At 64.8% G+C, this 21016-nt stretch carries 25 protein-coding genes; 14 read left to right on the forward strand and 11 right to left on the reverse strand.

Annotated features, from left to right (window positions below; all coding sequences use genetic code 11):
* The first annotated feature begins 16 nt into the window (after positions 1 to 16).
* The 5 genes from B6V72_RS09710 to B6V72_RS09730 are packed head-to-tail and all read left to right on the forward strand — an operon-like array spanning position 17 to position 5079.
* Complete coding sequence (locus B6V72_RS09710; RefSeq protein WP_088735440.1) at positions 17 to 766, forward strand: transglycosylase SLT domain-containing protein; 750 nt, start codon at positions 17 to 19, stop codon at positions 764 to 766.
* Positions 766 to 2850 (forward strand): flagellar biosynthesis protein FlhA, encoded by a 2085-nt coding sequence (gene flhA / locus B6V72_RS09715; RefSeq protein WP_088735441.1) that lies wholly within the window; start codon positions 766 to 768, stop codon positions 2848 to 2850. The genes B6V72_RS09710 and flhA overlap by 1 nt, the downstream gene beginning before the upstream one ends.
* On the forward strand, positions 2847 to 3635 hold the full coding sequence (locus B6V72_RS09720; RefSeq protein WP_088735442.1) for a flagellar biosynthetic protein FliR: 789 nt from the start codon (positions 2847 to 2849) through the stop codon (positions 3633 to 3635). Before flhA ends, B6V72_RS09720 begins: the two co-directional genes overlap by 4 nt.
* Positions 3632 to 4723 (forward strand): flagellar type III secretion system protein FlhB, encoded by a 1092-nt coding sequence (locus B6V72_RS09725; protein WP_088735443.1) that lies wholly within the window; start codon positions 3632 to 3634, stop codon positions 4721 to 4723. The genes B6V72_RS09720 and B6V72_RS09725 overlap by 4 nt, the downstream gene beginning before the upstream one ends.
* The gene (locus tag B6V72_RS09730; RefSeq protein ID WP_088735444.1) at positions 4711 to 5079 is read left to right on the forward strand and encodes a hypothetical protein; all 369 of its coding nucleotides are present in this window, start codon (positions 4711 to 4713) and stop codon (positions 5077 to 5079) included. The genes B6V72_RS09725 and B6V72_RS09730 overlap by 13 nt, the downstream gene beginning before the upstream one ends.
* A gap of 48 nt (positions 5080 to 5127) precedes the next feature.
* Here B6V72_RS09730 and B6V72_RS09735 read toward each other — a convergent pair whose 3' ends face one another.
* The 9 genes from B6V72_RS09735 to B6V72_RS09775 are packed head-to-tail and all read right to left on the reverse strand — an operon-like array spanning position 5128 to position 9717.
* Positions 5128 to 5658: a flagellar basal body-associated FliL family protein gene (locus tag B6V72_RS09735; RefSeq protein ID WP_088735445.1), complete on the reverse strand. Its 531-nt coding sequence runs from the start codon at positions 5656 to 5658 to the stop codon at positions 5128 to 5130.
* A gap of 9 nt (positions 5659 to 5667) precedes the next feature.
* The gene (gene flgH, locus B6V72_RS09740) at positions 5668 to 6393 is read right to left on the reverse strand and encodes a flagellar basal body L-ring protein FlgH (protein ID WP_088735446.1); all 726 of its coding nucleotides are present in this window, start codon (positions 6391 to 6393) and stop codon (positions 5668 to 5670) included.
* A gap of 24 nt (positions 6394 to 6417) precedes the next feature.
* Entirely contained in the window at positions 6418 to 6843 is a 426-nt protein-coding gene (gene flgA, locus B6V72_RS09745; protein WP_088735447.1) for a flagellar basal body P-ring formation chaperone FlgA, read from the reverse strand.
* A complete protein-coding gene (flgG, locus tag B6V72_RS09750; RefSeq protein WP_088735448.1) occupies positions 6843 to 7628 on the reverse strand; it encodes a flagellar basal-body rod protein FlgG in 786 nt (261 codons plus the stop codon). The genes flgA and flgG overlap by 1 nt, the downstream gene beginning before the upstream one ends.
* A gap of 14 nt (positions 7629 to 7642) precedes the next feature.
* Positions 7643 to 8359 (reverse strand): flagellar hook-basal body complex protein, encoded by a 717-nt coding sequence (locus B6V72_RS09755; RefSeq protein ID WP_088735449.1) that lies wholly within the window; start codon positions 8357 to 8359, stop codon positions 7643 to 7645.
* A gap of 1 nt (position 8360) precedes the next feature.
* Complete coding sequence (locus B6V72_RS09760) at positions 8361 to 8627, reverse strand: flagellar biosynthetic protein FliQ (protein WP_088719873.1); 267 nt, start codon at positions 8625 to 8627, stop codon at positions 8361 to 8363.
* Positions 8627 to 8917 (reverse strand): flagellar hook-basal body complex protein FliE, encoded by a 291-nt coding sequence (fliE, locus tag B6V72_RS09765; RefSeq protein ID WP_088735450.1) that lies wholly within the window; start codon positions 8915 to 8917, stop codon positions 8627 to 8629. Before fliE ends, B6V72_RS09760 begins: the two co-directional genes overlap by 1 nt.
* A gap of 18 nt (positions 8918 to 8935) precedes the next feature.
* Positions 8936 to 9328, reverse strand: a complete 393-nt coding sequence (flgC, locus tag B6V72_RS09770) for a flagellar basal body rod protein FlgC (RefSeq protein WP_088727600.1) — start codon at positions 9326 to 9328, stop codon at positions 8936 to 8938.
* Positions 9329 to 9330: 2 nt separating this feature from the next.
* Positions 9331 to 9717 (reverse strand): FlgB family protein, encoded by a 387-nt coding sequence (locus B6V72_RS09775; protein WP_088735451.1) that lies wholly within the window; start codon positions 9715 to 9717, stop codon positions 9331 to 9333.
* A gap of 80 nt (positions 9718 to 9797) precedes the next feature.
* Between B6V72_RS09775 and B6V72_RS09780 the strand changes: the two genes are divergently transcribed.
* Positions 9798 to 11123: a FliI/YscN family ATPase gene (locus tag B6V72_RS09780; RefSeq protein WP_088735452.1), complete on the forward strand. Its 1326-nt coding sequence runs from the start codon at positions 9798 to 9800 to the stop codon at positions 11121 to 11123.
* Between the two features lie 3 nt (positions 11124 to 11126).
* On the opposite strand, the gene B6V72_RS09785 is transcribed toward B6V72_RS09780, so the two are convergent.
* Positions 11127 to 11885, reverse strand: a complete 759-nt coding sequence (locus B6V72_RS09785; RefSeq protein ID WP_075775250.1) for a TSUP family transporter — start codon at positions 11883 to 11885, stop codon at positions 11127 to 11129.
* A gap of 168 nt (positions 11886 to 12053) precedes the next feature.
* Here B6V72_RS09785 and B6V72_RS09790 point away from each other — a divergent pair, with 168 nt between their 5' ends.
* The 4 genes from B6V72_RS09790 (at position 12054) to B6V72_RS09805 (ending at position 16435) form a co-directional block, all read left to right on the forward strand.
* The gene (locus B6V72_RS09790) at positions 12054 to 12947 is read left to right on the forward strand and encodes a type II CAAX endopeptidase family protein (protein WP_088735453.1); all 894 of its coding nucleotides are present in this window, start codon (positions 12054 to 12056) and stop codon (positions 12945 to 12947) included.
* A gap of 66 nt (positions 12948 to 13013) precedes the next feature.
* Positions 13014 to 13958, forward strand: a complete 945-nt coding sequence (gene accD, locus B6V72_RS09795; RefSeq protein ID WP_075775248.1) for an acetyl-CoA carboxylase, carboxyltransferase subunit beta — start codon at positions 13014 to 13016, stop codon at positions 13956 to 13958.
* Between the two features lie 90 nt (positions 13959 to 14048).
* Positions 14049 to 15320, forward strand: coding sequence for a folylpolyglutamate synthase/dihydrofolate synthase family protein (locus B6V72_RS09800; RefSeq protein ID WP_088735454.1), 1272 nt, complete (start codon positions 14049 to 14051; stop codon positions 15318 to 15320).
* Between the two features lie 92 nt (positions 15321 to 15412).
* Positions 15413 to 16435 (forward strand): LLM class flavin-dependent oxidoreductase, encoded by a 1023-nt coding sequence (locus tag B6V72_RS09805; protein WP_088735455.1) that lies wholly within the window; start codon positions 15413 to 15415, stop codon positions 16433 to 16435.
* Here B6V72_RS09805 and zapE read toward each other — a convergent pair.
* Entirely contained in the window at positions 16432 to 17523 is a 1092-nt protein-coding gene (gene zapE, locus B6V72_RS09810) for a cell division protein ZapE (protein ID WP_075775459.1), read from the reverse strand. The genes B6V72_RS09805 and zapE overlap by 4 nt on opposite strands.
* Before the next feature lie 77 nt (positions 17524 to 17600).
* Between zapE and B6V72_RS09815 the strand changes: the two genes are divergently transcribed.
* The 4 genes from B6V72_RS09815 (at position 17601) to lpxK (ending at position 21002) form a co-directional block, all read left to right on the forward strand.
* Positions 17601 to 18422 (forward strand): sugar phosphate isomerase/epimerase family protein, encoded by an 822-nt coding sequence (locus B6V72_RS09815; RefSeq protein ID WP_088735456.1) that lies wholly within the window; start codon positions 17601 to 17603, stop codon positions 18420 to 18422.
* An 87-nt stretch (positions 18423 to 18509) separates the two neighbouring features.
* Positions 18510 to 18767, forward strand: coding sequence for a DUF4170 domain-containing protein (locus tag B6V72_RS09820; RefSeq protein WP_075775244.1), 258 nt, complete (start codon positions 18510 to 18512; stop codon positions 18765 to 18767).
* A 7-nt stretch (positions 18768 to 18774) separates the two neighbouring features.
* Positions 18775 to 20013 (forward strand): glycosyltransferase N-terminal domain-containing protein, encoded by a 1239-nt coding sequence (locus B6V72_RS09825; protein ID WP_075775243.1) that lies wholly within the window; start codon positions 18775 to 18777, stop codon positions 20011 to 20013.
* Positions 20013 to 21002, forward strand: a complete 990-nt coding sequence (lpxK, locus tag B6V72_RS09830; RefSeq protein WP_088735457.1) for a tetraacyldisaccharide 4'-kinase — start codon at positions 20013 to 20015, stop codon at positions 21000 to 21002. Before B6V72_RS09825 ends, lpxK begins: the two co-directional genes overlap by 1 nt.
* The last annotated feature ends 14 nt before the right edge of the window (positions 21003 to 21016 follow it).

The following is a 21016-nucleotide window of genomic DNA, read 5'->3' on the forward strand; positions in this document are numbered from 1 at the left end:
GCAAAGGGAAAATCCCATGCCTTGGTTTCGGCGGGCACTTTATATCTTATGTCTGACCCTCACCCCGCTATCCGCGGCGGGACAGCCCCAGCTATGCGAGGCCGCCACGAAACAAGCGTCGCGCGAAAGCGATGTGCCTTACGCGGTGCTCATGGCGATTTCGTTGAATGAGACGGGTCGCAAGGGAGCAGGTGGCTTCCAGCCCTGGCCCTGGACCGTGAACATGGAGGGGGCGGGACACTGGTTCGACTCCCGGGATTTGGCGCTGGCTTATGTATTCAAGGAATTCAAACGCGGCGCGCGAAGTTTCGATGTCGGCTGTTTCCAGATCAACTTCAAATGGCATGGGCAGCATTTTTCTTCGATCGAAGACATGTTCGACCCGCTGACAAATGCACGATATGCGGCTCGGTTTCTGAAATCTCTCTATGCCGAAACTGGGGACTGGACGAAGGCTGCCGGGGTCTATCATTCGCGCACGCCGAAATATGCGAGGCGCTATTCTGCACGCTTCGCGCGTCTTCATGCCCAGCTCGCAGGCAAGGTCGAACCTGAAAAGGTGGTGAATACCTCCGCCACGCGGGCAACCGCCGGGGCACCTGAGATTCCGGAGATAATATTGGCAGGAACCGAACCTTCGGCGCAAAGCAGGGATAACCAATATCCCCTCCTGCTTCGCTCGGAAGGAACAGAGCCTCCAGGCGTGGGCGGTGCTCCGGGAGCCTCGCTCTTCATCCGAGCCGCGCAAAAAGCGCGAGGAATGTGATGGCGTCGCCGCTCGTGCACCGTGCGTTTCAACCCACCATCATGCTGGCGCTCGCACTGATGGCGGTCATCGCGATGATGATCCTGCCGGTGCCCTCCTGGATTCTCGACATCGGCCTGGCGACCTCCTTCGCCCTCGCGATCCTGATCTTCACTGTCACCTTGTTCATCGAACGACCGCTCGATTTTTCCGCCTTCCCGACGATTCTCCTCGCAACGCTGATGTTGCGGCTCTCGCTTAACGTTACCTCGACGAAACTCATCATCGGCAACGGCCATACAGGCACCGGCGCGGCGGGTGGCGTGATCGAGGGGTTTGCGAATTTCATCATGAGCGGCTCGGTCCTGATCGGGCTCGTCGTGTTCTGCGTGATCCTGATCGTGAATTTTATCGTGATCACGAAAGGCGCCGGGCGCATGGCAGAAGTCGGCGCGCGTTTCGCGCTCGACGCCATGCCGGGCAAGCAGCTTGCGATCGATAGCGACATGAATGCGGGCGCGATCGACCACGCCGAAGCGCGGGAGCGGCGCGAACGCGAACAGGCGGAAACCACTTTTTTCGGCTCGCTCGATGGCGCGTCCAAATTCGTGAAAGGAGACGCGGTCGCAGGTTTGTTGATCACGTTGCTCAACCTCGTCGTCGGTCTGATCATCGGCACGGTGGTGCATGGAATGCCGCTCGATCGCGCGCTCGAAACCTATGCGATCCTCACGGTCGGCGACGGCCTCGTCAGCCAGATACCCGCGGTCATCATCTCGATCGCAGCGGCGATCCTGCTTTCGCGTGGCGGCGCGAAAGGCTCCACCGATCTGGAATTGTTTCGCCAGCTTGGTAAATATCCGGCCGCGCTGACCACCGTGGCGGTCCTGATGGCGCTGTTCGGTCTCGTGCCGGGGCTGCCTTTCGTGCCCTTCACCGCGGGAGCCGTCCTCCTTGGCGGGGCTGCCTTCATGCTGCGGCGCGCAGAGCGGGCGCGCACCCGGCGCGAGGCGATGAAGATGCCCACGCCCGAAACCGGGCCGAAACAGAAGTCCATGGGCGACGTGCTCGACATCGACGACATCCATGTCGAATTCGCCCCCGATCTGGTGAAGATGGCGCTCGATCCCGCCACAGGTCTCGACGCGCGGATTTCGAACATGCGCAACCATGTCGCGGCGAGTTTCGGGCTGATCCTGCCGGAAATTCGGTTGACCGACGACGCGACCTTGCCGCCTGGACATTACCGAATCCGCGTTCAGGGGGTGGAGCAGGCGCGCGACCGGTTGATGCCGGAGCATGTGCTGGCACTGATCGCGGACAATCGCGATTTCCTGCCCGACGGGGAAGAGGTGCGCGAACCCGTCTTCCACGCCCCAGCCCTTTGGGTGCCCGCTCATCAGCAGGAGGATGCGGCGCTCGCAGGCTCGACGGTGGTCGGGCCGACGGAGGTGCTCGCGACGCACCTTCTCGAGGTAATCAAGGCGAATTTCTCGCGTTTGATGACGTTACGGGCGTTGCGGCGGCTGCTAGACGAGGTCGCGAACCTCTCCGATCCGACGCGCGCGCAGGCAAATCGGCGCGTCCTCGACGAGTTGATACCCGACAAGGTTCCGATCGACCTGCTTCTAGCGGTCCTGCGCTTGCTGCTCGATGAACGGGTCTCGATCCGAAACCTTCTTTTGATCGTCGAGGCGATCTCGGAGGCCCGCCACCTGCAAACCCCGGAGCAGATTTGCGAGCACGTTCGCCAGCGTCTCGGTTTCCAGCTCGTCGCCGATCTGCGGCGCGACGACGGCACGATCCCCCTGATTCAACTGGCGCCCGATTGGGAGGAGCGGTTCGGCAAATACACGATCGGCGGCGACGCGAGCGGCGATGTCGCTTTACCGCCCGATCTGTTCAACAAACTCGCTGCGAATATCGCCGAAAAACTTGCTGGCGCGGCACAGGCGGGCACGTTCCCGGCGCTCGTCTCTTCGGGACGCAGGCGACGGTTTCTGCGCACCGTCATCAACGCAAAAGGTCTGAACGCGCCGGTTCTGAGCTACGAGGAAATTGGCCTCGAGGCGCGGCCCGCGATGGTCGGGCAGGTTCCGGCATGAGCCCGCCGCTTCTAGATCAACTCGCAGAGATTCTGCAGAAAACGCAAAGTTTCTTGTTGATAGGTTTCGTCATCTTGCTTCGGGTCGGCGGGATCGTCGCAATGGCCCCGGGATTTGGCGAAACCAGCCTGCCGGCGCGGATCAAGACCGGCGTCGCACTCGCGATAACGCTCGTGATGATCCCGGCTCTCGTCCCCAGGCTCGCCACTGTCGATCTTGGGGCAAGCCCGCCGATCTGGCTGATCTCGGAAATCGCGATCGGCCTGTTCCTTGGGTTCGGCTTGCGCGCTTTCGTATTCGCCTTGCAGATTGCGGGCACGATGGCGGCACAGTCGAGCTCGCTCGCGCAACTGCTTGGCGGTATGAGCGGCGAGCCGCAACCCGCGATCGGAAACCTGCTGATGATCGCCGGAATCGCGGTGCTTATGAGCCTCGGGTTTCATGTCCGGCTCATCGAGTTCATGATCGGCACCTACGACGTTCTGCCCGTCGGCGAGTGGCCCAACCCCGAGGCATTGCGCGGCTGGGGCGTCTCGGGCATCGCGCAAGCGTTTTCGCTGGCCTTCACGCTTGCCGCCCCTTTCGCGGTCACCGGGTTGATCTACAACGTCGCGCTCGGCGCGATTAACCGTGCCATGCCGCAGCTCATGGTGGCTTTCGTCGGCGCTCCGGCGCTGACAGGGGGCGGGCTGATCCTGCTCGCGCTTTGCGCTCCGACCGCGATCGCGATCTGGCGCGAGGCGGTCATGGCCTTCCTCGCCAACCCGTTCGGAGCGGTGCGATGAGCGAGGACGAAGGCGGCGAGAAGGAATTCGACCCGACACCGCACAAGCTGGAGGCCGCGCGGCGCAAGGGCGATCTGGTGCGCTCCTCCGATATTTCGGTCGCTGCCGTTTACGGCAGTTTTCTCGCGACGCTCTTTGGCCTTGGCATCTTCAGCCTCACGCGGTTCGGCAGCGGCGCGATGGCAATGCTCGATCGCGCCGATGAGATGGCCGCGCAGTTCTTCGGTGGCGGGACGGCCATGGGCGGGCGCGTGATCGGAGAACTCCTGCTGCCGCTCGCCCCGTTTTTCGTGGTGCCGATGGTCGCCGCGCTGGTCGCCTATTGGGCGCAACGCGCGGTCGTTGTCGCGCCTGACAAGATCCAACCGAAGCTCAACCGGATCAATCCGCTGAAAAATGCTGCGCAGAAATTCGGCCGCAGCGGATTGTTCGAATTCGCCAAGAGCGTGACGAAACTCGCCGTGATCGCGACGACTCTCTTTCTCTACCTCAGGGCGCGCGCGGAGCTGATCTTTCTGACGCAGCATCTCGAACCGGTGCAGATCGCGGGCGTGTTGTTTCGTATGATCGCCGAGTTCCTGATGATCGTAACCGCGCTCGCCGCAGCGATAGGCGTCGTCGACTATCTCTGGCAACGAGTGGAATTCCTGCGGCGCAACCGGATGACGCGCAAGGAACTGACCGACGAGATGAAGCAATCCGACGGCGACCCCCATCTCAAGGCGCAGCGGCGCCAGAAGGGGATGGAGCTTGCGATGCGGCAATCGGTTCCCGAAACCGCCAAGGCCGACGTCGTGATCGTCAACCCGACCCACTATGCGGTCGCGCTGAAATGGAATCGCGCCTCGGGTCGCGCCCCGGTCTGCCTGTCGAAAGGGGTCGATGCGGTCGCGGCGCGGATACGCGAAATCGCGGCGGAGAACGCGGTACCCGTTCATTCGGATCCGCCGACCGCGCGCGCGCTCTTCGCGGCAATCGAGATCGGAGAGGAAATCCGTCCCGAGCATTACAAACCCGTCGCGGCCGCGATCCGCTTCGCGGAGAAGATGCGCAAGGCGGCGGGTAGAGGCGCGGCATGGCGCAAATGAGCAAACTGCAGGTCGCGCGTCTAACGAAACTCGCCCGGTTGACGCGCATGCAAAGCGAGGCGGAACTCGCCGCGCTCGCACGGCTGAACGCCCAGGCCCGCGCGCTCGATTTGCGCATTGCGAGCCTGCAAGCAGAAGAGCGGTCGAGCCGGGCGACGCTCGCGCTGGACCCGACATTCAGGCAAAACACGCTCGCTTATCTCCGGTATCTCTCGCTGGAAGAAACGCGGCTTCGCGCTGCGCGTGACGAGCTGAATCCCGCGATCGCGAAGCAGCATGACGCGACTGCACGCGCGGTCGGCCGACATGACGTCGTCACGAAACTGGGTCGCCCGAAACGCGAAATGCCCCGCTGAGGCGCGGAGGCTCTGGTTTTTCGCGGTTCGCCGCTGGGCGGCCTGCGCTCAACTGTCCTGACGCACGATATCAGAAACCAGAACCGCAAGAACACTCGGGCCCAGAATGTTGCGGGCCGTCTCGGTCAGGGCCCGGCGCAAGCGCGACATGTTCGCAGAATCGGTGAACAGACCCTGAAACCCGCCGGTATTCGCGTGATCGAACAGCACCTGAAGGAACGCATCACGCAGTTTCGGCTCGGCGCGATAAACGGCTTCGGTTTCGCCCGCCGTCACCTCGAGGCTCAGCGAAAGGATAACCATTCCGGAGATGTGCGACTCGGTCACCAGCGGCACGATGAACTGGTTGTTGAGCTTGACGAATTCGGAGGTGACTTCGCCTCCGGCGCCATTAGCGACGGCGACCGGGTCACCATGCGCGTCGGTTGCGGCAGCAGACTTGCCCGCCCCCGCCTCCGCAGCGGCGGGGGCCGTCGGGGGGGCTGCGGGCGGCGGAGCAGGACGCAGAAAATAGCCAGCCGCGCCACCGCCGGCGAGGCCGATCAGACCAAGGAGAAGCGGGAGAAGTTTGCCAAACATCAAGGCACCTCAGAACGGCAGAAGAACATCGGCGATCTGCTGGCCGTAACGCGGCTGCTGCACATCGGTGATCTGCCCGCGCCCACCATAAGAAATCCGCGCCCCCGCGATCTTTTCATAGGTGATCTCGTTCTGGCGGCTCACATCCTCGGGGCGCACGAAGCCGGTGACGATCAACTCGCGCACTTCGAAATTCACTCGCACCTCCTGGCTCCCCTGAATGCGCAGCACGCCGTTCGGGAGTGTCTCGATGATCGTGGCGGCCACGCGAAGGGTCAGCTTCTCGTTGCGCGACACTTGCCCGTCGCCGGAATAGGAGGAGTTCGAATTGGTCGCGACGGCATTGGCCATGCTCGCTCCCGCAGGCAGCCGCTTGTCGATGCGCTGCGGAATGCCCAGCATCGAAGGCACCCCCATCGTTTCGGAGCCGTTACGCGAGCGGCCTGTGGAATTCGAGATTTCAGCCTTGTCGTTAATCTCTATCACAACCGTGAGAATGTCACCGCGCTGGGCGGCGCGCTGATCGCCCAGAAGCGAGTTGCGCGCGCCCGACCAAAGCGAAGCTTCCTGCTCGGGCGTGCGGGCCACGGTCGTGGCGGGCAGCGGCGAGGAGGCCATGGCATAGAACTCGTTCCCGCCTTCGACCGGCGTGAAATCGGGGGCCTTACCGACCTGTTGGAGCCGCCCGCAGGCGACAAGCGCAATCGAAAGAAGCAACAGTGCAGGTGATTTCATCGCGAATTCCTCTTTCGGATCCCGTCATCTCGCGACATGGGCGGTTCCATCCGCGCCAAGCGTTGCGGACACCACGGTTTTGGAGGCCGCGTTCATCACGCGGATCGTCTCTCCGATCCCGGCACGGTCGAGCGCGCGGCCTTCGGTACGGATCTCAAGCGATCCGAGGCGGAACAGCAGCGGGATGATCTGGTTACGCTCGACGATCGCGGGTTGGCCGAGATCGCGCGCGCGGATCGGGCGCCCGGCATAGATCACCGTGCGCGTCTCGAGGCCGACGGCCTCCTCCGACCCGCTCAACGCCCCGACCACTTCGCCCGGCCGCAGCCCGACATCAGCCCGCGTGACGATCGTGCGCGCGCGCAAAGTGTGGAGCGCGACGAGCGTGTCCGCCGAAGCTTGGCCTGTCAAAAGGCTGGCTAGCGCAATCAGGATCGCCCGAAACAGCATCAGCGCACCTGCGTCGTTGCGCCGAGCATCTGGTCCGCGGCCGAAATCACCTTCGCGTTCAGCTCGTAGCCGCGCTGCGCCTTGATCAACTCCGTGATCTCGCGCACCGGATCGACCGAGCTTTCCTCCAGATAGCCCTGCCGCAGCGTGCCCAATTCGTCCGCGCCGGGCGTGTTCACGTTGGGTGGCCCCGAGGCCCCGGTTTCGAGAAACAGGTTCGAGCCCATCGCCTCGAGCCCTTTCTGGTTCGAGAAATTCGCGAGGGTGAACTGCCCCAATAGTTGCGGCGACACCTGATTGCTGAAATAGGCATAGACCTCGCCCTGAGCGTTGATGGCGATCGCCCGAGCATCGTTCGGGATCGTCATCTCGGGCACGACCGGGTAGCCGTCGGAGGTCACGATCTGGCCTGTGCCGTTGCGTTTCAGCCCACCATCGCGCGTATAGGCGGAGATGCCCGATGGCAGCATCACCTCCAGATATCCATTACCATCGATCGCGACGTCCAGATCGCCGCCCGTGGCGCTGAGCGAGCCCTGCGCGACATTGACCGTCACCGCGGTCGGGCGCACCCCGAGGCCGAGCTGAACGCCGGCGGGAATGGTCGTCCCGTCGGTCGCGTTGATCGTGCCAGGGCGGGTCGCCTGCTGATAGAAGAGATCGGCGAATTCGGCGCGGCGCGCATTGTAGCCGGTGGTCGACATGTTCGCGAGGTTGTTGGAAATCACCTCGACGCGCATCTGTTGCGCGCTCATGCCGGTGGCCGCGATCTGAAGCGCTCTCATGTCATGGTCTCCTGTTAGCGGGCGAGCGTCTGGATGACGCTGCGAATTCGTTCGTCTTCGCGTTCGAGAAAGGCCTGTCCCATCTCGTAGGCGCGCTGGACCTCGATCATGCGTGCGATCTCGGTGACCGGATCGACGTTGCTGTCTTCGAGAAAACCTTGCATCAGCACCGCGCCCTCGACGGGGTCGGCGCCCGCCTCGGCGGTGAACCGCGTGCCGCCGACGTGGCGCAATCCGTTGGGATCTGTGGGAAGATAGACGCCGACCTGCGCGATCGGCTGGCCATTGTTGGACAGCGTGCCATCGGCCGCGAGCGCGACCGAGCTCGCCCCGGACGGGATCGCCACCGGGGTGCCGCCGGAATCGAGGAGGCGATAGCCGTCGGGCGTCAACAACTCGCCCGCGGCGGAAGGAATGAAGCTTCCCGCCCGCGTCAGCTGATTGCCCTGCGGGGTCTCGATCATGAAGAACCCCTCGCCCTCGATCGCGAAGTCAAAGGCCCCCCCCGTCTGGGTCAGCCCCCCCTGGCTCCGGTCGATCATGCGGCCATGCGCGCGCGCCATCGACAGCGAAGGCTCGTTGCCCTCGAGCCCCGAAAGGTATTCGGAGAAGATCACCCCTTCGCGCCGGAAGCCCGTCGTCGAGACATTCGCGATGTTGTTGGCGACGGTGCGCATTTCGCGCATCAGGCCGGATTGCCGCGTCAGCGTGGCATAGATCGCGTTATCCATCTTAGCCCCCGGCGATGATCGGCAGGAGGGTGCGGGTGAAGAACTCCACCAGCTTTTCCGACATGAAACTCATCGACACCCAGAACACGACGAGCATCGCGCCCACTTTCGGCACGAATGTCAGCGTCATTTCCTGCACCGAGGTCAACGCTTGAAAGAGGCCGATCGTCACCCCGGCGACGAGGGCGACCGACAGCAGCGGCGCCGCGATCAGCACGGCGATCCATAGGCCCTGCCGAAGCGTGTCGAAGAAGATCGCGTCCTGCATCAGACCGGCATCCTGAGAATTTCCTGATAGGCCTCGACGACCTTGTTGCGGACGGTCACCGCGGTCTCGATCGCGAGTTCACTCTGCGCGAGGGCCTGCACCAGCGCGTGCGGATCGGCCTTGCCCGTCATTGCAGATTTGGCGGCGTCTTCGCCTGCCTTTGCCGCATCGACGAAAGAACTCGCCGCCTGTTCGAAAAAGGGGCCCGGCCCGGAACCACCCGTTTTCGGCGGGACAGCGGCCCGGGCCTGGGCGTAGCTTTGCGTTGCAAGGGAGGTGTTCAAATCCATTCTAGATCTCCTCGGTCCTTAGCGGCGAAGCAGTTCGAGCAGGGAGGCCGACATTTGCCGGGCCTGATCGAACATGCGCAAATTCGCCTCGTAGCTGCGCTGCGCTTCGCGCGCGTCAGCGATTTCGACCACCAGATCGACATTCGAGCCGTCGTAGTAGCCGTTCTCGTCGGCCATCGGATGGCCAGGATCGTAAATACGTGTGAGTTCCGTACGGTCGAGCCGGACCGGGCCGAGCGCAACCTCGCCGGTTCGTCCGCCCGCCTCGACGACCTCCTCGAAGGCCGCCATCTTGCGGCGATAGCCGGGGGTGTCGGCATTCGCGATATTTTCGGAACTGTGCCGAAGCCGCATCGCCTGCGCTTTCATGCCCGAGGCGGAGAGCGCCATGGATTGGGTGAAATCGGTCATCCTCATCCCCTCCCAAGCGAACTGCGCAAGATGTTGAGTGAGGAGCGGTAGATCGCGAGCGACAGGTCATGCTCGCGCTTCACCTCGACCGAGCGGACCATCTCCTCTTCCAGCGAAACGGCATTGCCATCGGGCGAGGTCACCCCGGGGGAGGCGAGCGGTTCCGGTCCGGTCGTGATCGTCGACGCGGCGCCGATATGGCCGGGCCGCGTCGCGCGCAGGTCGCCGCCGACCTCGCTACGATAGAGGTCTTCGAAAGGCGGCAGATCCCGCGCCGCGTAGCCGGGCGTGTCCGCATTGGCGATATTTTCCGCAACCGCGCTCTGACGGGCTGCTGCGTGTCGGGCCATCGCACTGGCCATTTTCATGATCTCAATCTTCTCGAACATCGGGGCTTCTCCTCCGAGCTATCAACCAAGCTTTAAGGGCGAATCGTTTAGAAAACCTTTCGAGAACATCGGAGACCAGAATGGCATTTGCGGGATTCGACCTGTTGCACGCCGAAATGCGCGCTATCGCCAGCGCCCACGCCGTCGGGCGCGTGCGCGAGGTGCGGCGCGGGATGATCGAGGTCAGCGGTCTCGACCGTTCGGCGGCCCTTGGCGACCGCGCGACGATTCGCTGCCAAAGCGGGCGCGAGATCGGCGCGGAAGTTCTGTCGCTGACGCGCGGGGCGGTCACCGTGCTGCCAGACGGAGCCGCCGATGGCGTGGCGATCGACGACGAGGTGGAGCTGCTCGGTCAGGGCGGGATCGCTCCGCATGACAGCTGGGTCGGGCGCATCATCGACCCGTTCGGAAAGCCGCTCGACGGGCAACCGCTGATCCACGGCGCGCGCGAGCGCGAATTGCGCGCAAGCCCTCCGCCTGCCGCCCAGCGCAAGCGGTTGGGCGGCCGGTTGGAGACGTCACTCGCCGCTTTCGACACGATGCTGCCATTGGTCCAAGGCCAAAGGGTCGGCCTTTTCGCGGGATCGGGCGTCGGAAAATCCTCGCTATTGGCGAGTTTCGCGCGCGGGGTGTCTGCCGATATCGTCGTCATCGCGCTGATCGGCGAACGCGGCCGGGAATTGCGGGAATTCGTCGAAAAGACCCTTGGCCCGGAGGGGATGGCCCGCGCGGTGATCGTCGCCGCAACCTCGGATCAATCGCCGCTGGTGCGCCGTCGCTGCGCCTGGGCCGCGATGGCCGTGGCCGAGCATTTCCGCGATGCGGGCCAGCACGTGCTTTTCCTCGCCGACTCGATCACGCGCTTTGCCGAAGCCCATCGTGAGGTCGCTTTGGCCGGGGGCGAGCCCGCATCGCTGCGCGGCTATCCGCCCTCGACCTCCTATCAGATCATGGCCTTGGGCGAGCGCGCGGGCCCCGGCGCCGAAAGTCAGGGCGACATCACCGGTATCTTCTCGGTCCTCGTGGCCGGTTCCGATATGGACGAGCCGATCGCCGATATCCTGCGCGGCGTGCTCGACGGGCATGTCGTGCTGGAGCGCGAGATTGCGGAGCGTGGGCGCTTCCCGGCGATCAATTTGCTGCGTTCGGTCTCGCGCTCGCTGCCCGACGCGGCGGGTCCCGAGGAAAACCGGCTGATCGGCAAGGCGCGCAGCCTGCTCGGCGCCTATGACCGGGCCGAGATGATGATTCAGGCGGGGCTATATGCGGAAGGCTCGGACAAACGCATCGACGCGGCGATCAAGGTCTGGCCCGAACTGGACGCCTTCATTGCCGAACCCGCCCCCGACGGCATCGCGGGCAGTTTCGCGCGGCTGCGCACGATCCTGTCGCAGGTGCCGGGATAGGGTCTACATCAGGTCCCAAAGCAGCTTCGCGGCCAGCAGCGTCGAGGTCGTCACCAGCAGCGGCTTGATCAGCCGCGCGCCCACCCGCATCGCAAGCCGCGAGCCCAGCCGCGCCCCGGCGATCTGCGCCAGCCCCATCGCGATGCCTAGCACCCAGAGCGGCGAGCCGACCAGCAGGAACCCCGTCAGCCCCCCGATATTTGACGAGAAGTTCAGCAGTTTCGTATGTGCCGTCGCCTTGAGCACGCCGTAACCCGCCAGCGTCACGAAACCGATCATGAAGAACGAGCCCGTCCCCGGCCCGATCAGCCCGTCGTAAAAGCCGATCACCGGCACGAAAGCGGCGGTGAACAGGCCGGGCCGAATACGCTGCACCCGGTCCGTGTCGTCCAAACCCGGCCGCAACGCGAAAAACGCGGCGATTGCGACGAGGATGAACGGCAGGGCGATCTCGATCTTGTCGGTCGGGATGCGCGACACGAGAAGCGCCCCCGCGAGCCCTCCGAGGAACCCGATCACGGCGGCCAACAGCTGTTTTCGCAGCACCACATGGCCCGAAGCCGCGTAGGAGATCGCCGCCGTCGCCGCGCCGAACGTGCCCTGAATCTTGTTCGTCGCGAGCGACTGCACCGGCGGCACGCCCGCCAGCAAAAGCGCCGGCACCGTGATCAGCCCGCCCCCGCCCGCGATGGAATCGACCACCCCCGCCGCGAAAGCCGCGCCGATCAGCATCACCACCAGATCGAGAGGAAGTTCAAACATTTGCACCCCGGTCAGAAGACAGCCGCCTCTTGTCCTGCCCGCGCCGCAAAAAGTAAAGCCGTTGCCTCAACGGGGCCGCAGCCGCTATCACCGACCCATAGCCTTGCGGAAGACCCAGATGACCCACTCGCGCTCCGAAACCGTCCCCCTCTCCGCGAAGGCCGCGTCGTGATCGCGCGGACCCACCGATATGCGCCGCTCGATGCTTTCGCGGCCCCTGCGAAACCCTATTCCCAGATCTGGCGCGGGATGCTCGGACTGGGCGTGATCGTCGCCTTCTACCTGCTCAGCGGCTGGGCGATGATCCTGTTCTTCTCCTCGATGCTCGACGATTTTTCGATGCTCAGGCTGTTTCAGGAAATCGCCCATGGTTCGACCCCGCGCGGCCTCGCCATCCTGCTTGCAACCTTCGCGCCGCTTCTGATCGCGACCTTCCTCGTCAGCCGCCACTTGCACCACCGCGCGGCGGCGACGTTGTTCGGAAAGCAGAGCCTCTCGACATTTGCGAGGGTGCTGCCGACGCTGTTGCTCTTTGCTTTTTTCTCCTTCGCGCTCACCCAGCTCAGCGAATCCACGGCCCGCTCCAATTCGCTGATGAACGTGCTGGGCTGGGCGCCGATCGCACTGCCGCTTCTGTTCGTCCAGATCGCCACCGAAGAGGTCCTGTTTCGCGGCTACCTGCTGCAGCAGCTCGCAGCGCGCTGGCGCAGCCCCCTGGTCTGGATGGTCCTGCCCTCGGCGCTCTTCGGGGCGCTGCACTATTCGCCCGGCACTTATGGCAGTAACGCGTTCTGGCCCGCGCTCTGGGCCTTCGGCTTCGGCTGCCTCGCGAGCGACCTGACCGCGCGCACCGGCAATCTCGGCGCCGCTCTCGCGCTGCATTTCGCCAATAACATCGGCTCGCTTTTCCTCGTGGGCTTCTACGGCCAGCTCGACGGGCTGGCGCTCTACACGATCGTGATCAATACGCGCGACTTTTGGGACCTCTTGCCGTGGCTCGTTCTCGACATGCTGCACCTGTTGATAGCGTGGCTGTTGATCCGCCTCACCCTGCGCGTCTGATTGCAATTCACGCAGGGGCGGCGTATTTCAAGCCAAACCGACCCGCCCCAGCGAGAGGCTCTTACGATGAACTGGATCACCAATTACGTCCGTCCTCGGATTAACTCGCTGTTTTCGCGCCGCGAAGTGCCCGAGAACCTTTGGACGAAATGTCCCGAATGCGGGACGATGCTGTTCCACCGGGAGCTGTCGGACAATCTGAACGTCTGCACCAATTGCGACCATCACCTCGCGATCACGCCCCGCGTGCGCTTCGAGGCGCTGTTCGACGGTGGCATCTTCTCCGAAGTGAAAGTGCCCGAACCGATCGCCGATCCGCTGCATTTCAAGGATCAGAAACGCTATCCGGACCGGATGAAGGCGGCACAGAAATCGACCGGCGAGAAAGAGGCGATGCTGGTGGCCGAGGGCGAGATCGGGCGCACGCCGATCGTCGCGGCCGCGCAAGACTTCACCTTCATGGGCGGCTCGATGGGCATGTATGTCGGCAACGCGATCATCGCGGCGGCCGAGCGTGCGGTGAAGCTCAAGCGTCCGCTGGTGCTGTTCTCGGCGGCTGGCGGCGCGCGGATGCAGGAAGGTATCCTGTCGCTGATGCAGATGCCGCGCACCACTGTCGCCGTGCAGATGCTCAAGGAAGCGGGCCTTCCCTATATCGTCGTGCTGACCCATCCGACGACCGGCGGCGTGACCGCCTCCTACGCGATGCTGGGCGACGTGCATATCGCCGAACCCAATGCGCTGATCTGCTTCGCGGGCCCCCGCGTGATCGAACAGACGATCCGCGAGAAGCTGCCCGAAGGCTTCCAGCGCGCCGAATATCTGCTCGATCACGGGATGCTCGACCGCGTGACGCATCGCATGAAGATGCGCGACGAGCTGATCACCATCCTGCGCATGCTGATGAACCTGCCGCCTGCGGTGAAGGGCGATCTGCCCGCGCCGGAGAAGGCCCCCGAGGTAGCGGTCGCCGAGGCGGCTCCCGAGGCCGAGGCGAAGCCCAAGACCTGATCTTCGTATTGGCTGAAATATCCCGGGGGGCGGCATCAGCCGCGGGGGCAGCGCCCCTCCCCGGTCCGCCATCTGAGGCCGGAGGGGCCAATGACGCAAAGCTCCGATGATATTCTCGACCGCCTGATGGCGCTGCATCCCAAGGTCATCGACCTGTCTCTCGACCGGATGGAGCGGCTGCTTGAGGATCTCGACCATCCCGAGCGCGACCTGCCGCCGGTAATCCATATCGCGGGCACCAATGGCAAGGGCTCGACCCAGGCGATGATCCGGGCCGGGCTGGAGGCTGCGGGCAAGCGCGTCCACGCCTATACCTCGCCGCATCTGGCACGCTTCCACGAACGCATCCGGATCGCCGGAGCGCTGATCTCAGAGGACGAACTGGCCGCGCTTCTCGATGAGGTCGAGGCGGCGAATGGCGGCAAGCCGATCACCTTCTTCGAGGTGACGACGGCGGCGGCTCTGTTGGCCTTTGCCCGGACGCCTGCGGACTACACGCTACTGGAAGTGGGTCTCGGCGGGCGGCTCGACGCGACCAATGTGATCGAGAAACCCGCGCTGAGCATCATCACGCCGGTCTCGATCGACCATCAGCAATTCCTTGGCGAGACGCTGGCCGAGATCGCGGGCGAGAAGGCCGGGATCCTCAAGCGCGGCGTGGCCTGCGTGGTCGGTCCCCAGCAGGAGGGGGCGCTCGACGTGATCGAGGCGCGGGCGGAAAAGCTCGGCGCGCCGCTTCTGGTGCATGGCCAGCATTGGCAGGTCTGGGAAGAGCGCGACCGGTTGATCTTCCAGGACGAGAACGGCTTGCTCGATCTGCCGCTGCCGAACCTGCCCGGCCCGCATCAGATCGCGAATGCCGGGGCAGCGCTCGCGGCGCTGCGGCACCTGGGCTTTGACGAAGCCGCCTGCGAGGCAGCCGTGACGAAGGCCGAATGGCCCGCGCGGATGCAACGGCTGCGCCACGGACCGTTGGTCGACGGCGCGCCCGAGGCCGAGGTCTGGCTCGATGGCGGCCATAACCCGGCGGCGGGCGACATGATCGCGAAGACGCTGGGCACGCTGCCGCAGCGCCCGACCCACCTGATCTGCGGCATGCTGAATACCAAGGACGTGACCGGGTATCTGCGTCCCCTGGCCCCTCACGCAGCGAGCCTTCTAGCCGTGTCCATCCCTGGCGAGGCGAACACCCTCTCGGCGGAAGACACCGCCGAAGCGGCGCGCGCGGTCGGCATCGAGGCACGCCCGGCGGCCTCGGTCGGCTCGGCCATCGCGGGGATCGTCGCGATCCATCCGCATGCCCGCATCCTGATCTGCGGCTCGCTCTATCTCGCGGGCCGGGTGCTGCGCGAGAACGGCTGAAGCTGCGGCCTTGCACGAGCTCTGTGCGAGTATGCCGGTGGCTGACCTGCGCCCGCGCCCCTATCTTCGCGTGAACAGGAAAGGAGACTACCATGCAGCTTGAGCTTGGGATCGACACGTTCGGCGATGTGACGCGCGGCGAGGACGGCCTGCTGCGCAGCCATGCCGAAGTGATCCGCGACACGCTGGCCGAAGGCGAGCTCGCCGATCAGGTCGGGCTCGATTACATTGGTCTGGGCGAACATCACCGCCCCGATTTCGCAATCTCCTCGACCGAGCCGATCCTCTCGGCGATCCTCGCGCGCACCGAAAAGATCAAGGCGGGCACCTCCGTGACGGTTCTGTCCTCGGACGATCCGATCCGCGTGTTCCAGCGCTTCGCCACTCTGAACGCGCTGGCGCCGGGGCGGGCCGAGATCACCATCGGGCGCGGCTCCTTTACCGAGAGCTTCCCGCTCTTCGGGCTCGACCTGAACGATTACGAGGCGCTGTTCACCGAGAAGTCGCAGATCCTGCACCTGCTCGCGACGCAGGAGAAGGTCAGCTTCGATGCGCAGATGCGCCCGCCGCTGAAGAACGTTACCGTCTATCCCCGTCCCGAGACGCCGCTGCGCATCTGGCGCGGGGTCGGGGGATCGCCGCAATCGGTGGTCGAGACCGCCGCGATGCAGATGGATCTGATGCTGGCGATCATCGGCGGGGATTCGACCCGGTTCAAACCGCATGTCGACCTCTATCGCCGCGCGCATGAGCAGCTGGGCACCAAGCCCGGCAAGATCGGTGTCCACTCTCCCGGCCATATCGCCGAGACCGACGAGAACGCGCAGGAAGAGTTCTACGAAGGCTACGCGCGGATGCATGACATGATCGGGCGCTCGCGCGGTTGGCCGCCATTCCGGCGCGAGGCCTACCTGTCGGAGATCGAGCATGGCTCGCTCTACGTCGGCAGCCCGGAAACCGTGGCGCGCAAGATCGCGCGGACGGTGAAAGCCTTGGGTCTGTCGCGATTCACGCTGAAATACAGCGGCGGGCCGCAGAACCCCGCGCATCTGCGCAAGACGATCGAGCTTTACGGCACCAAGGTGCGCCCGCTTCTGGCGGAGATGCTGGCTTAAGCCTCCGCCGCCCAGCCGTCTGCCTGCATCTCGCGCAGGCGGCTGGCGGTGCGCTCGAATTCGAACGTGCCTTCGCCTTCTACGTAAAGCCGCTCGGGCTCGTCCGCGGCCGAGCAGATCAGCCGGACCTTGGCCTCGTAGAGCGCGTCGATCAGCGTGACGAAGCGCTTCGCCTCGTTGAAGTTGGAGGCCGAGAGCAGCGGGATATCATCGAGCAACAGCACCTTCACCGCATCCGCGATGGCGAGGTAATCCGCAGGACCCAGCGGCTGCGCGCAGAGATCCCAGAAGCTCGCACGACCGACCCCGTTGTGGAAATGCGGGATTTCGACCGTGCGTCCTTTCACCGGGATATCGAGCTTGCCGTGATGATCGCCCCCGGTCAGCTCATCCCAAAGCGCATCCATCTTCGTGCGCGCCTCGCGGCCCGCAGGCGTGAAATAGACCTGTTGGCCTGCCAGACGGTTCTGTCGGTAATCGTTTTCGGAGGCCAACTCGTAGACGTCGAGCTTCTCGCGGATCAGCCCGATAAAGGGCAGGAATAGCTGCCGGTTGAGTCCGTTCTTGTAGAGGTCCTCGGGCACGCGGTTCGAGGTGGTGACGATAGTCACGCCACGCTCGAACAGAGCCTCGAAGAGACGCCCCACGATCATCGCATCGGCAATGTCCGTGATCTGCATCTCGTCGAAGCACAAGAGCCGCAGCGAGCCCGCCACCTCTTCGGCCACGGGGCGCATCGCATCCACGGTATTGGCGCGGCGCGCATCGTCGAGCTTGCCTTGGACTTCCTGCATGAAGGCGTGGAAATGCACCCGGCGTTTCGGCACGTCGGTCTGGCCGAAGAACAGGTCCATCAGCATGGATTTCCCGCGCCCGACACCGCCCCAGATATAGAGGCCGCGCACGCCTTCGACCGGCTTGATCTTGCGCTTGAAGAAGCCGCGTTTCACCGGCTCGGCGGCGGGGGCATTTTCCAGCGCGCGGCGCACGCGCTCCAGTTCGGGCAAAATGGAGCGTTGGGCGGGATCGGGGTTGAGGTCCCCGTTCTCCACCATGGACTCGTAAAACTCGGGCAGGCTGCGTTTCATGACGTTCCGATATAGCGCGCTCACGGGATTGAAAAGCCCCGCGGCTTGCGCGAGCATCCGATCCGGAGGAGGACCCCATGGCCAAGGAATTACCGCTGCTCGGCGCTGCGCTGAGCCTCGATATGCTCGCGCATCATCGCGACTGGATCGTCGCCGATCAGCGCGATCTGGAATTGCAGAGCTTCTGCTGGCCGAACGCGACGGATGCGGACCTGCGCAAGATGGTGGCACGCGCGAAAGACCTGCTCGACGGCTATACCGGACGGCTGGGGCTGCATGGGCCGTTCACCTCCTTCAACATCGACTGCGCCGACCCGGAGATCGTCGAGATCATTCGCGACCGGATGCTGCGTGTGCTGGAGATCACGGCGGAACTGGGCGGCGATCAGATGGTGATCCACTCGCCCTACACCCTCTGGAAGGAGGCCGATCTGGAGCAGAACCCCGCGAACGCGTTCATTCAGGTCGAACGCGTGCGCTATGTCCTCACCCCGGTGATCGAAAGGGCAGAGGAACTGGGCGTGACGCTGGTCATCGAGAATTGCGAGGACATCACGCCGAACCCGCGCGTCGAACTGGCCGCGAAGATGAAGAGCGAAGCGGTGAAGGTTTCGCTCGATACGGGCCATGCGCAGTTCATGCATCGCCGCTGCGGCGCGCCGCCGGTGGATGTGTTCGTCCATGCGGCGGGCGCGGCGCTGGAGCATGTCCACCTGCAGGATATCGACGGCTATGGCGACCGCCACTGGCACCCGGGCGAGGGCACGATCGCGTGGCATTCGGTGTTCAAGGCGCTTGGCAAGCTGCCCAAGATGCCTCGCCTGATCCTCGAAGTGAATGACGAGATTGGGGTGAGAAAAGGCGCGGAATATCTGGAGTCTCTGGGACTGGCGCGGTAACGGCTACGTGCGGCCCCGGCCCTCTCCTTGTGAAGGGTGAGGGCAAAGCGTAATCTCTGCGCCGCAGAAAAGCCGACAGGAGTTCACATGGCCAAAAAGACCCCGCAACGTCTTCACCTCGTCTTCGGCGGCGAGCTGGTGACCCCGAGCCGCACCGAATTCAAGAATGTCGACGATATCCATATCGTCGGGATGTATCCGAACTACGCTTCCGCCTATGCCGCGTGGAAGGCCGAGGCGCAGCGTACCGTCGACGACGCCCACACCCGCTACTTCATCGCGCACCTGCATCGCCTGCGCGACGAAGAGCTCGAGGTTTCGACCACCGAAGAGCTCGGCAGCTAAGGCTGGCATGGCGGGCTCTCTTCCTCTCTGGCTCAGACTGCGGCTCTCGGCCCTGCGTCCTGCGGGACCCAAGGCGAAAGCCGCGGTCGAGGCCGGTCAGGGGGAAGATCGCGCCGACGCCCCGCTACTGTGGATCTGGGCTGCGGGGACATGCGCGGAGGCCGCCGGGCTGGTCGCGCGCAGGGTCGCGGCGCGGATGCCCGATATCCGCATCGCGATGACGGTGCGCGGCTCGGAGAGCGCGCCGGATGGGCTGCCCGATCAGGTTTTCCTGCGCGCCGCCCCCGAGGATCGCCCGGCCTCCGTCCGTCTCGTGCTGGATGCGTGGCGCCCCGATCTCGTGCTCATCATGGACGAAACGCTGCCCGCCGCCCTGATCGCGGAGACGCAAACCCGCGGTATCGCCAGCGTGCTGGCCGACGCGAAATTCGGCGGGCAGGACGGGCTGCGGCTCGACGACGTCTCGCTGGCGCTGCTGGGCCGAATCGACCGCATTTACCTGCGAGACGAGGCGAGCCTAGAACGGGTGGACGACCGATTGAGCGGCCCGGTAATCGTGGTCAATGATGGCGCGCTCGGCGAGCCACCGCAGCCGCTTCACGGGTCCGAGGCCGAGCGCGCCTCGATGGCCGAGTCGATGGGCGCGCGTCCGGTCTGGCTGGCCGCAGCCGTGCCCGAGGCCGAAGTCGGCCCGGTGACGGCGGCGCATCGCTACGCTCAGCGCCACGCGCATCGGCTGCTGCTTCTGCTCGTGCCGGATGATGAATCCCAAGGCGAAACCCTTGCCGCGCAACTGACCGCCGAGGGCTGGTCGGTCGCGCGCCGCTCTCTCGAGGGCGAGCCGGAACTGACGACCGAGATTTTCATCGCGGACGACGCGCAGGAATACGGGCTGTGGTATAGGCTCGCCGCGCTCAGCTACATGGGCGGCACTTTGTCGGGGACCGCACAGTCGCCGCGCTCACCGGTCGAGGCGGCGGCACTTGGCTCGGCGATCCTGCATGGCCCGAAACTTGCGCCTTTCCGCGAGGATTACCTGCGGCTCGAGGCCGCGAAAGCCTGTCGCGGCGTCGTGGTGCCGGAGGATCTGCCCGAAGTGGTGGCCGACCTGATCGCGCCCGAACGCTCCGCCCAACTCGCCCATAACGCCTGGGCCGTGACGTCTGGCGGGGCCGGTGCGGTGGAGACCATCGCCCGCGATCTTGCCGAGATCCTGTCGGGCACTCAGCCCGCAAGGGTGGCGTGATGGGCGCGCCCGGTTTCTGGTTCAACGCCCCCGATGCGCCAGGCCTGCGGGCGCGGCTGCTGTCTCCGCTTGGGGCAATCTACGCAGCGATGACGAAGCGGCGCGTGGCGCAGTCGGGTCTGAGGCTCGACGTGCCGGTGATCTCGGTCGGCAATATCAACGCGGGCGGGACGGGCAAGACGCCGACGGTGATCTGGCTGGTGCAGCGGCTGGCGGCACGCGGAGTGACGGCGCATGTAGTCACACGCGGCTATGGCGGATCGCTCGAAGGGCCGGTGCGGGTCGACGAGCGCAGCCACCGCGCCGAAGAGACCGGAGACGAGCCGTTGCTGCTTTCCGCCTTCGCACCGGTCTGGGTCGCGCGAGACCGCGCTGCCGGGGCGAGCGCCGCGGTCGCCGCCGGGGCACAGGTGATCGTTCTGGACGACGCCCATCAGAACCCCACGCTGGAGAAAGACCTCTCCATCGTGGTGGTCGACGCCCATAAGGGTTTCGGCAACGGGCGGTGTCTGCCCGCCGGACCGCTGCGCGAGCCGATCGAGGCTGGGATGGCCCGCGCGGACTTCCTTCTGTCTATCGGACCGGAGACCGCACAGGCAGATTTCACGAATTTCTGGGGTTCCAGAATTTCGAAACCGCACTTGACGGGCCAACTCGCGCCGCTGCAGACCGGCATGGATTGGGAAGGGCTTCCCGTCCTCGCCTTCGCGGGCATCGGCCATCCCGAGAAATTCTTCGCCACGCTGCGCGGTCTCGGGGTTAACCTGCTGCGCGGCGAGGCGCTGGAAGATCACCAGCCTTTCACGACGCGCCTCTTGCAACGGATCGAGACGGAGGCCGACATGCTCGGAGCGCAGATGGTCACGACCGAGAAGGATGCGGTGCGCCTGCCCGACAGCTTCCGTCCGAAGGTTCTCGCGCTGCCCGTGCGGCTTGCGATCGACGACTCCGCAGAGCTCGACGCCGCGCTCGACCAACTCGGGATATGAGAAAGGCCGGCCCC

Source organism: Thioclava sp. F34-6 (genome assembly GCF_002213235.1).
In the GTDB taxonomy this organism is placed as follows: Bacteria; Pseudomonadota; Alphaproteobacteria; order Rhodobacterales; family Rhodobacteraceae; genus Thioclava; species Thioclava nitratireducens.

What these genes read in the sequence shown, in the direction of transcription:
- B6V72_RS09710 (WP_088735440.1), top strand. Translation starts at nt 17, where the DNA reads ATGCCTTGGTTTCGGCGGGCACTTTATATCTTATGTCTGACCCTCACC.
- flhA (WP_088735441.1), top strand. Translation starts at nt 766, where the DNA reads ATGGCGTCGCCGCTCGTGCACCGTGCGTTTCAACCCACCATCATGCTG.
- B6V72_RS09720 (WP_088735442.1), top strand. Translation starts at nt 2,847, where the DNA reads ATGAGCCCGCCGCTTCTAGATCAACTCGCAGAGATTCTGCAGAAAACG.
- B6V72_RS09725 (WP_088735443.1), top strand. Translation starts at nt 3,632, where the DNA reads ATGAGCGAGGACGAAGGCGGCGAGAAGGAATTCGACCCGACACCGCAC.
- B6V72_RS09730 (WP_088735444.1), top strand. Translation starts at nt 4,711, where the DNA reads ATGGCGCAAATGAGCAAACTGCAGGTCGCGCGTCTAACGAAACTCGCC.
- B6V72_RS09735 (WP_088735445.1), bottom strand. Translation starts at nt 5,658, where the DNA reads ATGTTTGGCAAACTTCTCCCGCTTCTCCTTGGTCTGATCGGCCTCGCC.
- flgH (WP_088735446.1), bottom strand. Translation starts at nt 6,393, where the DNA reads ATGAAATCACCTGCACTGTTGCTTCTTTCGATTGCGCTTGTCGCCTGC.
- flgA (WP_088735447.1), bottom strand. Translation starts at nt 6,843, where the DNA reads ATGCTGTTTCGGGCGATCCTGATTGCGCTAGCCAGCCTTTTGACAGGC.
- flgG (WP_088735448.1), bottom strand. Translation starts at nt 7,628, where the DNA reads ATGAGAGCGCTTCAGATCGCGGCCACCGGCATGAGCGCGCAACAGATG.
- B6V72_RS09755 (WP_088735449.1), bottom strand. Translation starts at nt 8,359, where the DNA reads ATGGATAACGCGATCTATGCCACGCTGACGCGGCAATCCGGCCTGATG.
- B6V72_RS09760 (WP_088719873.1), bottom strand. Translation starts at nt 8,627, where the DNA reads ATGCAGGACGCGATCTTCTTCGACACGCTTCGGCAGGGCCTATGGATC.
- fliE (WP_088735450.1), bottom strand. Translation starts at nt 8,917, where the DNA reads ATGGATTTGAACACCTCCCTTGCAACGCAAAGCTACGCCCAGGCCCGG.
- flgC (WP_088727600.1), bottom strand. Translation starts at nt 9,328, where the DNA reads ATGACCGATTTCACCCAATCCATGGCGCTCTCCGCCTCGGGCATGAAA.
- B6V72_RS09775 (WP_088735451.1), bottom strand. Translation starts at nt 9,717, where the DNA reads ATGTTCGAGAAGATTGAGATCATGAAAATGGCCAGTGCGATGGCCCGA.
- B6V72_RS09780 (WP_088735452.1), top strand. Translation starts at nt 9,798, where the DNA reads ATGGCATTTGCGGGATTCGACCTGTTGCACGCCGAAATGCGCGCTATC.
- B6V72_RS09785 (WP_075775250.1), bottom strand. Translation starts at nt 11,885, where the DNA reads ATGTTTGAACTTCCTCTCGATCTGGTGGTGATGCTGATCGGCGCGGCT.
- accD (WP_075775248.1), top strand. Translation starts at nt 13,014, where the DNA reads ATGAACTGGATCACCAATTACGTCCGTCCTCGGATTAACTCGCTGTTT.
- B6V72_RS09800 (WP_088735454.1), top strand. Translation starts at nt 14,049, where the DNA reads ATGACGCAAAGCTCCGATGATATTCTCGACCGCCTGATGGCGCTGCAT.
- B6V72_RS09805 (WP_088735455.1), top strand. Translation starts at nt 15,413, where the DNA reads ATGCAGCTTGAGCTTGGGATCGACACGTTCGGCGATGTGACGCGCGGC.
- zapE (WP_075775459.1), bottom strand. Translation starts at nt 17,523, where the DNA reads ATGAAACGCAGCCTGCCCGAGTTTTACGAGTCCATGGTGGAGAACGGG.
- B6V72_RS09815 (WP_088735456.1), top strand. Translation starts at nt 17,601, where the DNA reads ATGGCCAAGGAATTACCGCTGCTCGGCGCTGCGCTGAGCCTCGATATG.
- B6V72_RS09820 (WP_075775244.1), top strand. Translation starts at nt 18,510, where the DNA reads ATGGCCAAAAAGACCCCGCAACGTCTTCACCTCGTCTTCGGCGGCGAG.
- B6V72_RS09825 (WP_075775243.1), top strand. Translation starts at nt 18,775, where the DNA reads ATGGCGGGCTCTCTTCCTCTCTGGCTCAGACTGCGGCTCTCGGCCCTG.
- lpxK (WP_088735457.1), top strand. Translation starts at nt 20,013, where the DNA reads ATGGGCGCGCCCGGTTTCTGGTTCAACGCCCCCGATGCGCCAGGCCTG.